Here is a 13162-nt window from a genome sequence, read left to right as displayed (position 1 = left end):
ACAAATGGACAGGCAAGTAAAGGGGATCCTGGGCGCCAAGCTCGGCATGACCCAGGTCTGGGACAACAACAAGGTTGTTCCGGTGACCGTGGTGCAGGCCGGCCCGTGCGTCGTGACCCAGGTCCGCACCGATGAGAAGGACGGCTACTCCGCTGTCCAGCTGGCATACGGCTCGATCGACCCCCGCAAGGTCAACAAGCCTGAGGCCGGCCACTACGCCAAGGCCGGTGTGTCGCCGCGGCGCCACCTCGTGGAGCTGCGCACCGCCGACGCCGGCGAGTACGAGCTCGGCCAGGAAGTCACTGTCGACGGTTTCGCCGCGGGCGGCTCGATCGACGTGACCGGCAAGACCAAGGGCAAGGGCTACGCCGGCGTCATGAAGCGGCACGGCTTCCACGGTCTTCGCGCGAGCCACGGTGTCGAGCGCAAGCACCGCTCGCCCGGCTCCATCGGCGCCTGCGCGACCCCGGGTCGCGTCTTCAAGGGCGTCAAGATGGCGGGTCGCATGGGTGGCAAGCGCTTCACCGTGCAGAACCTGACCATCCAGGCCGTCGACACCGAGCGCAACCTGATCCTGGTCCGCGGCGCGGTTCCCGGTCCCAAGGGCGCTCTCATCCTGGTCCGTACCGCGGCGAAGAAGGGCGGTGCCAAGTGAGCTCGGTTGACGTGATCAACGCCGAGGGCAACAAGGCCGGCTCGGTCGACCTGCCCGGCAACGTCTTCGACGTCCAGGCGAACATCCCGCTGATGCACCAGGTCGTCGTGGCCCAGCTGGCCGCGGCCCGCCAGGGCACCGCCAAGGCGAAGACGCGCGGTGAGGTCGCCGGTGGCGGCAAGAAGCCGTACAAGCAGAAGGGCACCGGTCGCGCCCGTCAGGGCTCGATCCGCGCGCCTCAGTTCACCGGCGGTGGCGTCGTGCACGGTCCCGTGCCGCGCGACTACAGCCAGCGGACCCCCAAGAAGATGAAGGCCGCCGCTCTGCGTGGCGCCCTCTCCGACCGGGCCCGTGACGGCCGCGTGTTCGTCGTCGAGTCCTTCGTCAGCGGCGAGAAGCCGTCGACCAAGGTCGCCGTCGCCGCGCTGCGCAAGGTCGTCCAGACGACCAAGGTTCTCGTCGTCCTGGACAGCCAGGACGAGCTGAACTGGATCTCGCTGCGCAACGAGCCGTCCGTGCACCTCATCGAGGCCGGCCAGCTGAACACTTACGACGTGCTGGTCGCCGACGAGGTGGTCTTCACGAAGGTCGCGCTCGACGAATTCCTGGGCGGTTCGGCCGATACGTCCGAGGAGGGCGACAAGTGAGCACGATCGCCGACCCGCGCGACATCATCGTCGCCCCGGTGGTCTCCGAGAAGAGCTACAGCGTTCTCGACCAGAACTGGTACACGTTCCTCGTCGACCCGGACGCGAACAAGACCCAGATCAAGATCGCGATCCAGCAGATCTTCAATGTCCGCGTGCTGTCCGTGAACACCGCGAACCGTGAGGGCAAGCGCAAGCGGACCCGTACCGGCTGGGGCCAGCGCAAGGCCACCAAGCGCGCGATGGTGAAGCTGGCTGACGGTGACCGCATCGAGGCCTTCGGCGGCCCGGTCAGCTAAGGGGTACGAATCATGGCTATCCGTAAGTACAAGCCGACCACGCCGGGCCGCCGCGGCTCGAGCGTCGCCGACTTCGCTGAGATCACCCGGTCGACGCCGGAGAAGTCTCTGCTGGTTCCGCTGCCCAAGAAGGGTGGCCGCAACGTCCACGGCCGGATCACCACCCGGCACCAGGGCGGTGGCCACAAGCGGCAGTACCGGCTGATCGACTTCAAGCGCAACGACAAAGACGGCGTGCCGGCCAAGGTCGCTCACATCGAGTACGACCCCAACCGCACCGCGCGCATCGCGCTGCTCCACTACGCGGACGGCGAGAAGCGCTACATCGTGGCGCCGAAGGACCTCAAGCAGGGTGACCGGGTCGAGTCGGGCGTTGGCGCCGACATCAAGCCCGGTAACAACCTGCCCCTGCGCAACATCCCGGTCGGTACGACGATCCACAACGTGGAGCTTCGTCCCGGCGGTGGCGCCAAGCTGGCCCGTTCGGCCGGCGTGGGCATCCAGCTTCTCGGCCGTGAAAGTGTGTACGCCACGCTGCGTATGCCTTCCGGCGAGATCCGTCGCGTCGACGTGCGCTGCCGCGCCACCGTCGGCGAGATCGGCAACGCTGACCAGTCGAACATCAACTGGGGCAAGGCTGGTCGTATGCGGTGGAAGGGCAAGCGCCCGACCGTCCGTGGTGTCGCCATGAACCCCGTCGACCACCCGCATGGTGGTGGTGAGGGTAAGACCTCGGGTGGTCGCCACCCGGTGAACCCGGCGGGTAAGCCTGAGGGCCGTACCCGTCGCAAGGGCCAGCCGAGCGACAAGCTGATTGTTCGCCGCCGCTACGCCACCCGCAAGCGCGGGTAACGGGAGTAGAAGATGCCTCGCAGCCTGAAGAAGGGCCCGTTCGTCGACGACCACCTCATCAAGAAGGTGGAAGTCCAGAACGAGAAGAACTCCAAGAACGTCATCAAGACCTGGTCTCGTCGTTCGACGATCATCCCCGACATGCTCGGGCACACGATCGCCGTTCACGATGGTCGCAAGCATGTCCCGGTGTTCATCACCGAGGCCATGGTCGGTCACAAGCTCGGCGAGTTCGCTCTGACCCGTACGTTCAAGGGTCACGAGAAGGACGACCGCAAGAGCCGTCGTCGCTAGTCAGTCCACGGATAAGAAAGGGGTTACAGCGATGCCAGTAAAGAACGACGCTCCCGCGCTTCCGGGCTCTCGCGCAGTTGCGAAGCACGTGCGCATCTCGGCGAGCAAGGCACGCCGTGTCGTCAACCTCGTCCGCGGTCTGCCCGCGAAGGAGGCCCTGACGGTCCTGCAATTCGCGCCGCAGTCGGCGAGCGAGCAGGTCTACAAGGTGGTCGCGAGCGCTATCGCGAACGCGGAGAACAACGAGCGGCTCGACCCCGACGCACTCCTCATCAGTGAGGCGTTCGTCGACGAGGGTCCCACGCTCAAGCGGTTCCGTCCGCGGGCGCAGGGCCGGGCTTACCGGATCCGCAAGCGCACGTGTCACATCACCATTGCGGTCGAGGCGGTTCAGACGACCCGTCCGGCGAAGAAGGCCACGGCGAAGAAGGCCACTGCGGCCGCTGAGCCGAAGGCTGCCGAGTCCCAGAGCACGGAGGGTGCCGAGTAATGGGTCAGAAGGTTCACCCCACTGGGTTCCGTCTCGGCATCTCCACCGACTGGAAGAGCCGCTGGTTCGCGGACAAGCTCTACAAGGACTACATCGGCGAGGATGTCAAAATCCGCCGCATGATGTCCAAGGGCCTCGAGCGCGCCGGCATCTCCAAGGTGGACATCGAGCGGACCCGCGACCGGGTACGCGTCGACATCCACACCGCCCGGCCGGGCATTGTCATCGGCCGGAAGGGTGCGGAGGCCGACCGGATCCGTGGCGAGCTCGAGAAGCTCACCGGCAAGCAGGTCCAGCTGAACATCCTCGAGGTGAAGAGCCCCGAGTCGGACGCTCAGCTCGTGGCGCAGGGCGTCGCCGAGCAGCTGTCCAGCCGGGTCAGCTTCCGCCGGGCGATGCGCAAGGCCATGCAGTCGGCCATGAAGAACCCGATCTGCAAGGGCATCCGTGTGCAGGTCTCCGGTCGCCTCGGCGGCGCGGAGATGAGCCGCACGGAGTTCTACCGTGAGGGTCGCGTTCCGCTGCACACGCTCCGCGCGAACATCGAGTACGGCTTCTTCGAGGCCCGTACCACGTTCGGTCGGATCGGCGTGAAGGTCTGGATCTACAAGGGCGACGCCGTTCCGGGTCGTGAGGCTGTGGCTGAGGCGCCTGCGCGCCCCCGCCGCGACCGCGCTGACCGCCCCGAGCGTCCGCGCCGTGGCCGTTCCGGTTCGTCCGGCACGACCGCCGGCGGCACCGAGGCCGGCCGTGCGGCCCAGGCCGCGTCGGCCGCTGATGAAACCGCCGCTGCTCCGGCTGCGGCCGAAACGCAGCAGGAGGGCTGAGCCATGCTGATGCCGCGTAAGCCCCCGAAGGGCTTCCGCAAGCCGCACCACCCGGACCGCCACGGCGCGTCCAAGGGCGGCAACCGGGTCGTCTTCGGCGAATTCGGTATCCAGGCGCTGGAGCCCGCGTACGTAACCAACCGGCAGATCGAGTCGGCGCGTATCGCGATGACCCGCCACATCAAGCGTGGTGGCAAGGTCTGGATCTCGATCTTCCCGGACCAGGCCCTGACGAAGAAGCCTGCCGAGACCCGCATGGGTTCCGGTAAGGGTTCTCCCGAGTGGTGGGTTGCGAACGTCAAGCCGGGACGCATTCTCTTCGAGATGTCGTTCCCGAACGAGACGGTCGCGCGCGAGGCGATGCGCCGCGCGATTCACAAGCTCCCGATGAAGTGCCGCATCGTGACACGCGAAGTGGGTGAAAGCTGATGGCAGCGGGCGTTAAGGCAACCGAGCTGCGCGAACTCTCCGACGAGGAGCTGGTCGCGAAGGTGCAGGAGGCCAAGGCGGAGCTGTTCAACCTTCGCGTGCAGCGTGCGACCGGGCAGCTCGACAATCACCGTCGACTCCAGGTTGTTCGCAAGGACATTGCGAAGATCTACACGATCATGCGTGAGCGCGAGCTGGGGCTCTCGGTTGCGCCGGATGAGGTGACAGCATGAGTGAAGACACGGCTGCACCGCGCGCCCAGCGCAAGGTGCGTGAGGGCCTCGTGGTCAGCGACAAGATGGACAAGACCGTCGTGGTCGAGGTCGAGGACCGGGTCAAGCACGCCCTGTACGGCAAGGTCATCCGCCGGACCCGCAAGCTCAAGGTGCACGACGAGCAGAACGCTGCGGGCATCGGTGACCGGGTCCTGATGATGGAGACCCGGCCGCTCTCCGCCACCAAGCGGTGGCGGATCGTGGAGATCCTCGAAAAGGCCAAGTGAGCGCGCTGGGCCGGCTTCGGCCGGCCCAGCGGCCCATCGTTCCGCCAAGCTTCGGGCGAGTTTTTCCGGAGAACTGGCAGACATAGGAGACAGACGTGATCCAGCAGGAGTCGCGACTGCGTGTCGCCGACAACACGGGTGCACGGGAGATTCTGTGCATCCGCGTACTCGGCGGCTCCGGTCGCCGTTACGCGAGCATCGGCGACGTCATCGTGGCCACGGTCAAGGACGCCATCCCGGGTGCCGGTGTGAAGAAGGGTGACGTCGTCAAGGCGGTCATCGTTCGCACCGCCAAGGAGAAGCGGCGTCCGGACGGCTCGTACATCCGTTTCGACGAGAACGCCGCCGTCATCATCAAGGACGGCGGGGACCCCCGCGGCACCCGCATCTTCGGCCCGGTCGGGCGCGAGCTGCGCGACAAGCGGTTCATGAAGATCATCAGCCTGGCGCCGGAGGTGCTCTGACCGTGAAGATCAAGAAGGGCGACACGGTCGTCGTCATCGCCGGCAAGGACAAGGGTGCCAAGGGCAAGGTCATTGCGGCCTTCCCGCGGCAGGACAAGGTCCTGGTCGAGGGCGTCAACCGAGTCAAGAAGCACGAGCGCATCCGCACGAACCAGCGGGGCTCGAAGACCGGTGGCATCGTCACTCAGGAAGCCCCCGTTCACATCTCGAACGTGCAGGTGCTGGACGACCAGGGCAAGCCGACCCGCATCGGTTACCAGATCGACGGGAACGGCAACAAGGTCCGCATCGCGCGTACGACCGGTAAGGAACTCTGATGACTGCCGCCACCGAGACCAAGACGCTGCCGCGCCTCAAGCAGAAGTACCGCTCCGAGGTTGCGCCGGCCATCAACGAGCAGTTCACGTACGGCAACCCCATGCAGATCCCCGGCCTGGTCAAGGTCGTCGTGAACATGGGTGTCGGCGAGGCCGCTCGTGACGCCAAGCTGATCGACGGCGCGGTTCGGGACCTGACCACCATCACCGGTCAGAAGCCGCTGGTGCGTCGGGCGACCAAGTCGATCGCGCAGTTCAAGCTGCGTGAGGGCATGCCGATCGGCGCGAAGGTCACCCTTCGTGGCGACCGGATGTGGGAGTTCCTGGACCGGCTGCTGTCGATCGCGCTGCCGCGTATCCGTGACTTCCGCGGCCTCGACAGCCGGAAGCTGGACGGCCACGGCAACTACACCTTCGGTCTGACCGAGCAGTCGGTGTTCCACGAGATCGACCAGGACCGGATCGATCGTCCGCGGGGCATGGACATCACGGTGGTCACCACCGCCAAGACCGACGACGAGGGCCGGGCGCTGCTCAAGCTCCTGGGCTTCCCGTTCAAGGAGAACTGAGCATGGCTAAGAAGGCGCTGATCATCAAGGCTGCCGCGAAGCCCAAGTTCGCCGTGCGTGCCTACACCCGCTGCCAGAAGTGCGGTCGCCCGCACTCGGTGTACCGCAAGTTCGGCCTCTGCCGGGTTTGCGTGCGGGACATGGCCCACCGCGGTGAGCTCCCCGGCGTGTCCAAGGCCAGCTGGTAACCATCCAACCGCCCCGCCCGCCGCTCCTGAGCGGAACAGTGGCTGGGTTTGTGCAATACCGCTTCGCCGTAGGCCCGCTCGCGGGAACCCCGGCGAGAAAGGTTGACGAATACCCATGACGATGACGGACCCGATCGCAGACATGCTGACGCGTCTGCGTAACGCCAACCAGGCGTACCACGACAAGGTGACGATGCCCTACTCGAAGATCAAGGCGAACATCGCCGAGGTCCTCAAGGCTGAGGGTTACATCGCCTCGTGGTCGTCTGAGGAGCCCGAAGAGGGCGCGGTCGGCAAGCGTCTGGTCGTTGAGCTCAAGTACGGCCAGAACCGTGAGCGCAGCCTCGCCGGCATCAAGCGCGTCTCGAAGCCCGGCCTGCGGGTTTACGCCAAGTCCGACGAGCTGCCCCGCGTGCTCGGTGGTCTCGGTGTCGCGATCATTTCGACGTCCCAGGGACTGCTGACCGACAAGCAGGCCCGCAAGCGGAGCGTAGGCGGGGAAGTCCTCGCCTTCGTCTGGTAACTGGAGACTTAGACAATGTCGCGAATCGGACGTAAGTCGATCCCGGTGCCGACCGGCGTCGACGTCACCATCACGGGCCAGACCGTCAAGGTCAAGGGCCCCAAGGGCGAGCTCTCGCACACCGTCGCTGAACCGATCACGGTTGAGAAGGACGGCGGCGAGCTGCACGTCAACCGCCCCAACGACGAGCGCAAGGCCAAGGAACTCCACGGCCTCTCGCGCACGCTGGTCGCCAACATGATCGTTGGCGTCACCGAGGGCTACAAGAAGACGCTCGAGATCAACGGAACCGGTTACCGCGTGACCGCCAAGGGCAAGGACCTGGAGTTCGCTCTCGGTTTCTCGCACCCGGTGAACATCGTGCCGCCGACGGGTATCACCTTCTCCGTGGAGAAGCCGACCCAGTTCACGGTCGCGGGCATCGACAAGCAGCTTGTCGGTGAGGTCGCAGCGAACATCCGTAAGATCCGCCCGCCGGAGCCGTACAAGGGCAAGGGCGTCAAGTACCAGGGCGAGGTCATCCGCCGCAAGGCTGGAAAGGCAGGTAAGAAGTGACCGCCACGCTGCTCAAGCGCCGCAATGGCGGCGGGGTCTCCGCCGCGCGTGCCGTTGGCAAGGCGCGTCGGCACTTCCGGGTCCGCAAGAACGTTCGCGGTTCGGCCGAGCGTCCGCGCCTGGTCGTCACCCGTTCCACGCGGCACATCACCGCGCAGATCATCGACGACCTGGCCGGTCACACCCTGGTCTCGGCGTCCACGCTCGACACCTCGATCCGTGGTGGCGAGGGCGCGAAGAGCGCCCTGGCCGGCAAGGTCGGCGCCCTCCTGGGCGAGCGGGCCAAGGCCGCGGGCATTTCCAAGGTCGTCTTCGACCGCGGTGGCAACAAGTACGCGGGGCGGATTGCCGCGCTTGCGGACGCCGCCCGCGAAGCCGGACTCGAGTTCTAGGAGGAATTGACCAATGCCTGGTCAGCAGCGCCGAGGCGGCGGGTCCGGCGGTAACACCGAGGGTGGCAACCGCCGCGACAACCGTCGCGAGGGCGGCCGCGGTAACGCGCCCGTCGAGAAGACCCCGCATCTTGAGCGGGTCGTCGCGATCAACCGTGTTGCGAAGGTCGTCAAGGGTGGTCGTCGCTTCAGCTTCACCGCCCTGGTGATCGTCGGCGACGGTGACGGCACCGTCGGTATCGGTTACGGAAAGGCCAAGGAGGTGCCCGCGGCAATCGCCAAGGGCGTCGAGGAGGCCAAGAAGCACTTCTTCAAGGTTCCGCGTATCGGTGCGACAATCCCGCACCCGATCACGGGCGAGGCTGCCGCGGGTGTCGTCCTGCTCAAGCCGGCTTCCGCTGGTACCGGCGTTATCGCCGGTGGCCCGGTGCGTGCCGTGCTCGAGTGCGCGGGCATCCACGACATCCTCTCGAAGAGCCTCGGCTCCTCGAACCCGATCAACATCGTGCACGCGACTGTGGCTGCTCTCAAGGGCCTCGAGTCGCCGGAGATGGTCGCGGCTCGCCGCGGTCTCCCGGTTGAGGATGTGGCGCCGGCTGCGATGCTGGCGGCGCGTGCCGAAGCGGCGGTGCGTTGATGGCACGCTTGAAGGTCACCCAGGTCCGGTCCGGTATCGGCCGTAAGCAGAACCAGCGGGACTCCCTGCGTTCGCTCGGCCTCAAGCGGATCAACGACGTGGTGGTCAAGGAGGACCGCCCCGAGATTCGGGGCATGATCTTCGCCGTGAACCACCTCGTCAGTGTTGAGGAGGTCGAGTAATGGCGATCAAGGTTCATCACCTGCGCCCGGCGCCCGGTTCCAAGACCGCGAAGACCCGTGTGGGTCGCGGTGAAGGCTCCAAGGGCAAGACTGCCGGTCGTGGTACCAAGGGCACCGGAGCCCGCAAGAACACTCCGGCATCGTTTGAGGGTGGGCAGATGCCTATCCACATGCGCCTGCCGAAGATGAAGGGTCTCCGGAACAAGCCGCGTAACAAGGTCGTTTTCCAGGTCGTCAACCTGGACCGCCTTGCCGAGCTGTTCCCGAACGGCGGCGAGGTCGGCCCGGCCGAGCTCGTCCAGGCCGGCGCTGTCCGCAAGGGCCTGCCGGTCAAGGTTCTGGGCACGGGCGAGCTGGGAAGTGTGTCGCTGACCATCACGGCGCACGCTTTCAGCGAGTCGGCCAAGGAGAAGATCGCTGCCGCCGGTGGTTCCGTCACCGAGCTGTAGTACGTGACAACGGCAGAGGCCGTGGCACCGGATTCGTCCGGCGCCACGGCCTCTTCGCTTTTCACCCGCGTCGGGTGAGTGACTGGTGACGCGCAGGTGGCCCTGTGCGTCGCCTGAGGCGGCGAATGCACCCGGAACCGGGCGGAACACGGTCGTAACATCTGGTGCCCTCAGAGGCGTTCTGAACGGGCCGCGCTGCCGTATGGTGGGAACCGGCCGGGAACGGGTGACCGGCCAAGGTGGAGCACGCCCGGTTCGGCCACTGAGTCAGACACTTGTGTTGTACTGATGCATCGGACCATGCCACGCCGGTGGTTGAGTTCTCGGCGTTGCTGATACAGTGCTCCGCTGGCGGCCTATATGGCTGCCCAATGATGTGTGCCCGAACTTCCGGGATAACGCAACCCAGAGTGTGGCGACTACGCAGGAGGATCAGTTGTTGTCCGCCTTCTCGAGCGCGCTTCGGACGCCTGACCTGCGGAAGAAGCTACTCTTTACGGTAGCGATTGTCGCGATCTACCGTCTCGGTGCCACTCTCCCCAGTCCCGGTGTGTCATACGCCAACGTGAAGGCCTGCCTGGCCCTCACCGAGGCCTCCGGCAACGGCGTGCTGAACCTGCTCAACCTCTTCTCCGGCGGTGCGCTGCTCCAGCTCTCCGTTTTCGCGCTGGGCATCATGCCGTACATCACGGCATCGATCATCCTGCAGCTGCTGACGGTCGTGATTCCGCGACTTGAGCAGCTCCGCAAGGAGGGCCAGAGCGGCCAGGCCAAGATCACGCAGTACACCCGGTACCTGACCCTGGGCCTCGCTGTCCTTCAGGCGTCCGCGTTCGTCGCTCTGGCCCGTACCGGCCAGCTCTTCGGTAACGTGTGTGACCAGGACAACCCGGCTTACCAGATCATTCCGGAGAGCACGGGCCTGCCGATGTGGCTGACCCTGATGGTCCTGGTGATGACGATGACCGCCGGCACCGGCGTGGTCATGTGGCTCGGCGAGCTGATCACCGACCGCGGCGTCGGCAACGGCATGTCGGTCCTCATCTTCACCTCGATCGCTGCTCGCCTCCCCGGCGAGGGCTGGACGATTAAGACCTCCAGCGGTACCGGCAAGTTCCTGCTGGTCATCGGCCTGGTCCTGGTCATCATCGCTCTGGTCGTCTTCATCGAGCAGGCTCAGCGACGCATTCCGGTCCAGTACGCGAAGCGCATGATCGGCCGGCGGATGTACGGCGGGACCTCCACCTACATCCCGCTGAAGGTCAACCAGGCTGGTGTCGTTCCGGTCATCTTCGGGTCCTCGCTGCTGTACCTCCCGCAGCTGTACCTGCAGTTCTTCGACCAGAACAATCTCAAGGGTTACCAGATCTGGATCCAGAACAACCTGGCTGACCCGACGAGCCCGATCTACATCGGCCTCTACTTCCTGCTGATCATCTTCTTCACTTACTTCTACGTGTCGATCACGTTCAACCCGACTGAGGTCGCGGAGAACATGAAGAAGTACGGTGGTTTTGTTCCGGGCATCCGTCCGGGCAAGCCGACCGCCGACTACCTGGACTTCATCCTCAGCCGTATCACGCTGCCGGGCGCTCTTTACCTGGCCCTGATCTCGGTTCTGCCGAACTTCTTCTTCATCTGGCTCAACCAGCAGCAGTACCAGAACTTCCCGTTCGGTGGTACCGCAGTGCTGATCATGGTGGGCGTGGGTCTGGAGACGGTGAAGCAGATCGAGAGCCAGCTCATGCAGCGGAACTACGAAGGGTTCCTCCGGTAGTGGGGACGCAGGGCCGGGGGGCTCTGGCGTCTCAGGTGGGCGTGGTTTCTCCTGACCGAAGCGAGGCGATGTAGGTGCGGCTGGTACTGGTGGGCCCTCCGGGGGCCGGCAAGGGAACCCAGGCTGAGTTCATCGCCGCCCATCTCGCCGTGCCGAAGATCTCGACCGGGGACATCTTCCGGGCCAACGTCTCGCAGGGGACGCCGCTGGGTGTCGAGGCCAAGCGGTACATGGACGCCGGGCAGCTGGTGCCGGACGAGGTGACCATCAACATGGTCCGCGACCGGCTCGCCGAGCCCGACGCCAGCGACGGCTTCCTGCTGGACGGGTTCCCGCGGACGGTGCCGCAGGCTCAGGCGCTGGACAAGCTCCTCGCCGACCTGGGCACCGCCCTGGACCTGGTCATGGAGCTCGTGGTCGACGATGACGAGGTGATCCGCCGGCTCTCGGGCCGGCGGACCTGCCGTGGTTGCGGAAAGATCTGGCACGTCGAGTTCGACCCGACGAGCAAGGACAACATCTGCGACCGCTGCGGCAGCGAGCTGTTCCAGCGCGACGACGACAAGGCCGACACGATCGCCAACCGCCTGGTGGAGTACGCGGACAAGACCGCGCCCCTGGTCGACTTCTACGGCGCCCAGGGCAAGCTGGTGGGCATCGACGCGACCGGCCCGGTGGAGGACGTCACCGTGCGTGCGATCGACGCGCTGCGCTCCTACGGGGGCTGACGTGGGGCGTAACGAACAGAGCATCCAGCTCAAGACGCTGGAGCAGATCGAGCTGATGCGCGCGGCCGGCCTTGTTGTCGCGGCCGCGCTGGACGCGATGCGCGACGCGGTCGCGCCGGGTGTCTCGACAGCCGACCTCGACGCGGTCGCGGAGAAAGTGATCCGCGACGCCGGGGCGGTCCCGTCGTTCAAGGGCTATCACGGCTTCCCGGCCTCCATCTGCGCGTCGGTCAACGAGCAGGTGGTGCACGGGATCCCGAGCACCGACCAGATCCTGCGCGAGGGTGACCTGATCTCCCTGGACTGCGGGGCGATCCTGGAGGGCTGGCACGGCGACTCGGCGATCACCGTCGGGGTCGGCGAGACGGACCCCGCCCTGCTGCGGATGGCCGAGGTGGCCGAGGACGCCATGTGGGCCGGCATCGCCGCGGCTGCCCGTGGCGTCGCCAACGGCCGTGGCCGGCTGACGGACATCTCCTTCAACATCGAGAAGGTCGTCCGCAGGGCCGGCCGGTACGGGATCGTCGACGGTTACGGCGGCCACGGCATCGGTACCGAGATGCACCAGGACCCGCACGTGCTGAACCACGGCAAGCCGGGCCGGGGCGTCCGGGTGATCGCGGGCATGGCCCTGGCGATCGAGCCGATGATCACGATGGGCTCGCCGCGCACGGTGGAGCTCGACGACGGGTGGACCGTGGTGACCCGGGACGGCTCGCGGGCCGCGCACGTGGAGCACACGATGGCCCTGCTGGACGACGGCGTCTGGGTGACGACCGCCCACGACGGCGGTCGCGGCCGCCTGGGCGACCTCGTGACCGCCCGCCAGCCGTAAGAAGCCCTTTAATCGGCCCGCCAGCCGTAAGAAGCCCTTTATCGGCCTGCCAGCCGTAAAACCATGCCCGGTGGCACTCAGCCGTGGCCTGGGTGGATTGCGGCTGGCATGCTGGGGCTCATGGGGCGCGAGGGAATGCGTGCGAGTGATGCCGACCGCCAACAGGTCGCGGATCAGCTGAAGGCCGCACTCGACGAGGGCCGGCTGGATCTGAACGAGTACGACGACCGGATCCAGAAGGCGTACGGGGCGAGGACCTACGGCGACCTGGACGGGCTGCTGGACGATCTGCCGGGCACGGTCCCGCTGCGGAAATCCCGGATCGAGCCCGCGCACAAGGCACCGGTGGCACCCACGGGCGCCCCGGAACGCAAGCACGGCGTCCGTCCGATGCTCGGCATCTTCGTGATCTGCACGATCATCTGGGGCATCACGAGCCTGACTTCCGGCGACGCTCACTACTTCTGGCCGATGTGGGTTTTGATCCCGGTTGCCTTCGCTGTCCTGGCGCGACTCGGAGATCGGGACAAGCACCGCCACTGAGGCGATAA

At 66.2% G+C, this 13162-nt stretch carries 24 protein-coding genes; all 24 read left to right on the top strand.

The window, feature by feature from the left end; translation table 11 throughout:
* Positions 1–4 precede the first annotated feature (4 nt).
* The 24 genes from rplC to B0I29_RS09390 all read left to right on the top strand — a co-directional run bounded on the left by rplC (position 5) and on the right by B0I29_RS09390 (position 13154).
* Positions 5–655: a 50S ribosomal protein L3 gene (gene rplC, locus B0I29_RS09505; RefSeq protein ID WP_111648508.1), complete on the top strand. Its 651-nt coding sequence runs from the start codon at positions 5–7 to the stop codon at positions 653–655.
* Complete coding sequence (rplD, locus tag B0I29_RS09500; protein ID WP_111648507.1) at positions 652–1302, top strand: 50S ribosomal protein L4; 651 nt, start codon at positions 652–654, stop codon at positions 1300–1302. The genes rplC and rplD overlap by 4 nt, the downstream gene beginning before the upstream one ends.
* A complete protein-coding gene (gene rplW, locus B0I29_RS09495; protein ID WP_111648506.1) occupies positions 1299–1601 on the top strand; it encodes a 50S ribosomal protein L23 in 303 nt (100 codons plus the stop codon). The genes rplD and rplW overlap by 4 nt, the downstream gene beginning before the upstream one ends.
* A gap of 12 nt (positions 1602–1613) precedes the next feature.
* Positions 1614–2453, top strand: a complete 840-nt coding sequence (gene rplB, locus B0I29_RS09490; protein ID WP_111648505.1) for a 50S ribosomal protein L2 — start codon at positions 1614–1616, stop codon at positions 2451–2453.
* A 12-nt stretch (positions 2454–2465) separates the two neighbouring features.
* Entirely contained in the window at positions 2466–2747 is a 282-nt protein-coding gene (gene rpsS / locus B0I29_RS09485) for a 30S ribosomal protein S19 (RefSeq protein WP_014440726.1), read from the top strand.
* A 31-nt stretch (positions 2748–2778) separates the two neighbouring features.
* Entirely contained in the window at positions 2779–3237 is a 459-nt protein-coding gene (gene rplV / locus B0I29_RS09480; RefSeq protein ID WP_111648504.1) for a 50S ribosomal protein L22, read from the top strand.
* Positions 3237–4064, top strand: a complete 828-nt coding sequence (gene rpsC, locus B0I29_RS09475) for a 30S ribosomal protein S3 (protein ID WP_111648503.1) — start codon at positions 3237–3239, stop codon at positions 4062–4064. The genes rplV and rpsC overlap by 1 nt, the downstream gene beginning before the upstream one ends.
* Before the next feature lie 3 nt (positions 4065–4067).
* Positions 4068–4493, top strand: a complete 426-nt coding sequence (gene rplP, locus B0I29_RS09470) for a 50S ribosomal protein L16 (protein ID WP_014687763.1) — start codon at positions 4068–4070, stop codon at positions 4491–4493.
* Entirely contained in the window at positions 4493–4726 is a 234-nt protein-coding gene (gene rpmC / locus B0I29_RS09465; protein ID WP_111648502.1) for a 50S ribosomal protein L29, read from the top strand. Before rplP ends, rpmC begins: the two co-directional genes overlap by 1 nt.
* Complete coding sequence (gene rpsQ / locus B0I29_RS09460) at positions 4723–4995, top strand: 30S ribosomal protein S17 (RefSeq protein WP_111648501.1); 273 nt, start codon at positions 4723–4725, stop codon at positions 4993–4995. The genes rpmC and rpsQ overlap by 4 nt, the downstream gene beginning before the upstream one ends.
* A gap of 95 nt (positions 4996–5090) precedes the next feature.
* Positions 5091–5459: a 50S ribosomal protein L14 gene (gene rplN, locus B0I29_RS09455; protein WP_015619002.1), complete on the top strand. Its 369-nt coding sequence runs from the start codon at positions 5091–5093 to the stop codon at positions 5457–5459.
* A complete protein-coding gene (gene rplX, locus B0I29_RS09450; protein ID WP_111648500.1) occupies positions 5456–5776 on the top strand; it encodes a 50S ribosomal protein L24 in 321 nt (106 codons plus the stop codon). The genes rplN and rplX overlap by 4 nt, the downstream gene beginning before the upstream one ends.
* Entirely contained in the window at positions 5776–6345 is a 570-nt protein-coding gene (gene rplE, locus B0I29_RS09445) for a 50S ribosomal protein L5 (RefSeq protein WP_111648499.1), read from the top strand. The genes rplX and rplE overlap by 1 nt, the downstream gene beginning before the upstream one ends.
* A gap of 2 nt (positions 6346–6347) precedes the next feature.
* Entirely contained in the window at positions 6348–6533 is a 186-nt protein-coding gene (locus B0I29_RS09440) for a type Z 30S ribosomal protein S14 (RefSeq protein ID WP_014440734.1), read from the top strand.
* Between the two features lie 115 nt (positions 6534–6648).
* Complete coding sequence (gene rpsH, locus B0I29_RS09435) at positions 6649–7056, top strand: 30S ribosomal protein S8 (RefSeq protein WP_111648498.1); 408 nt, start codon at positions 6649–6651, stop codon at positions 7054–7056.
* Between the two features lie 15 nt (positions 7057–7071).
* Positions 7072–7611, top strand: coding sequence for a 50S ribosomal protein L6 (rplF, locus tag B0I29_RS09430; RefSeq protein WP_111648497.1), 540 nt, complete (start codon positions 7072–7074; stop codon positions 7609–7611).
* The gene (gene rplR / locus B0I29_RS09425) at positions 7608–8003 is read left to right on the top strand and encodes a 50S ribosomal protein L18 (RefSeq protein WP_111648496.1); all 396 of its coding nucleotides are present in this window, start codon (positions 7608–7610) and stop codon (positions 8001–8003) included. The genes rplF and rplR overlap by 4 nt, the downstream gene beginning before the upstream one ends.
* Before the next feature lie 13 nt (positions 8004–8016).
* Positions 8017–8640, top strand: a complete 624-nt coding sequence (rpsE, locus tag B0I29_RS09420) for a 30S ribosomal protein S5 (RefSeq protein ID WP_111648495.1) — start codon at positions 8017–8019, stop codon at positions 8638–8640.
* The gene (gene rpmD, locus B0I29_RS09415; RefSeq protein WP_014440739.1) at positions 8640–8822 is read left to right on the top strand and encodes a 50S ribosomal protein L30; all 183 of its coding nucleotides are present in this window, start codon (positions 8640–8642) and stop codon (positions 8820–8822) included. Before rpsE ends, rpmD begins: the two co-directional genes overlap by 1 nt.
* Complete coding sequence (gene rplO, locus B0I29_RS09410) at positions 8822–9271, top strand: 50S ribosomal protein L15 (RefSeq protein WP_111648494.1); 450 nt, start codon at positions 8822–8824, stop codon at positions 9269–9271. The genes rpmD and rplO overlap by 1 nt, the downstream gene beginning before the upstream one ends.
* A 436-nt stretch (positions 9272–9707) precedes the next feature.
* A complete protein-coding gene (gene secY, locus B0I29_RS09405) occupies positions 9708–11048 on the top strand; it encodes a preprotein translocase subunit SecY (RefSeq protein ID WP_111648493.1) in 1341 nt (446 codons plus the stop codon).
* A 74-nt stretch (positions 11049–11122) separates the two neighbouring features.
* Positions 11123–11776, top strand: coding sequence for an adenylate kinase (locus B0I29_RS09400; RefSeq protein ID WP_111648492.1), 654 nt, complete (start codon positions 11123–11125; stop codon positions 11774–11776).
* Between the two features lies 1 nt (position 11777).
* Positions 11778–12611 carry a type I methionyl aminopeptidase gene (gene map / locus B0I29_RS09395; RefSeq protein WP_111648491.1) on the top strand — a complete coding sequence of 278 codons (834 nt, stop codon included), beginning with the start codon at positions 11778–11780 and terminating at the stop codon, positions 12609–12611.
* A 120-nt stretch (positions 12612–12731) separates the two neighbouring features.
* A complete protein-coding gene (locus B0I29_RS09390) occupies positions 12732–13154 on the top strand; it encodes a DUF1707 SHOCT-like domain-containing protein (protein WP_245972372.1) in 423 nt (140 codons plus the stop codon).
* Positions 13155–13162: the final 8 nt, after the last annotated feature.

It is taken from the genome of Actinoplanes lutulentus, assembly GCF_003259845.1.
GTDB classification, from domain to species: Bacteria; Actinomycetota; Actinomycetes; order Mycobacteriales; family Micromonosporaceae; genus Actinoplanes; species Actinoplanes lutulentus.
The sequence above is the reverse complement of the archived record's forward strand: the minus strand, read 5'-3'. Positions and strand labels throughout refer to the sequence as shown.

What these genes read in the sequence shown, in the direction of transcription:
- rplC (WP_111648508.1), top strand. Translation starts at nt 5, where the DNA reads ATGGACAGGCAAGTAAAGGGGATCCTGGGCGCCAAGCTCGGCATGACC.
- rpmD (WP_014440739.1), top strand. Translation starts at nt 8,640, where the DNA reads ATGGCACGCTTGAAGGTCACCCAGGTCCGGTCCGGTATCGGCCGTAAG.
- rplO (WP_111648494.1), top strand. Translation starts at nt 8,822, where the DNA reads ATGGCGATCAAGGTTCATCACCTGCGCCCGGCGCCCGGTTCCAAGACC.
- rplE (WP_111648499.1), top strand. Translation starts at nt 5,776, where the DNA reads ATGACTGCCGCCACCGAGACCAAGACGCTGCCGCGCCTCAAGCAGAAG.
- rplF (WP_111648497.1), top strand. Translation starts at nt 7,072, where the DNA reads ATGTCGCGAATCGGACGTAAGTCGATCCCGGTGCCGACCGGCGTCGAC.
- rpsH (WP_111648498.1), top strand. Translation starts at nt 6,649, where the DNA reads ATGACGATGACGGACCCGATCGCAGACATGCTGACGCGTCTGCGTAAC.
- rpsE (WP_111648495.1), top strand. Translation starts at nt 8,017, where the DNA reads ATGCCTGGTCAGCAGCGCCGAGGCGGCGGGTCCGGCGGTAACACCGAG.
- rplP (WP_014687763.1), top strand. Translation starts at nt 4,068, where the DNA reads ATGCTGATGCCGCGTAAGCCCCCGAAGGGCTTCCGCAAGCCGCACCAC.
- B0I29_RS09440 (WP_014440734.1), top strand. Translation starts at nt 6,348, where the DNA reads ATGGCTAAGAAGGCGCTGATCATCAAGGCTGCCGCGAAGCCCAAGTTC.
- rpsC (WP_111648503.1), top strand. Translation starts at nt 3,237, where the DNA reads ATGGGTCAGAAGGTTCACCCCACTGGGTTCCGTCTCGGCATCTCCACC.
- rpsQ (WP_111648501.1), top strand. Translation starts at nt 4,723, where the DNA reads ATGAGTGAAGACACGGCTGCACCGCGCGCCCAGCGCAAGGTGCGTGAG.
- B0I29_RS09390 (WP_245972372.1), top strand. Translation starts at nt 12,732, where the DNA reads ATGGGGCGCGAGGGAATGCGTGCGAGTGATGCCGACCGCCAACAGGTC.
- rpmC (WP_111648502.1), top strand. Translation starts at nt 4,493, where the DNA reads ATGGCAGCGGGCGTTAAGGCAACCGAGCTGCGCGAACTCTCCGACGAG.
- rpsS (WP_014440726.1), top strand. Translation starts at nt 2,466, where the DNA reads ATGCCTCGCAGCCTGAAGAAGGGCCCGTTCGTCGACGACCACCTCATC.
- rplV (WP_111648504.1), top strand. Translation starts at nt 2,779, where the DNA reads ATGCCAGTAAAGAACGACGCTCCCGCGCTTCCGGGCTCTCGCGCAGTT.
- rplB (WP_111648505.1), top strand. Translation starts at nt 1,614, where the DNA reads ATGGCTATCCGTAAGTACAAGCCGACCACGCCGGGCCGCCGCGGCTCG.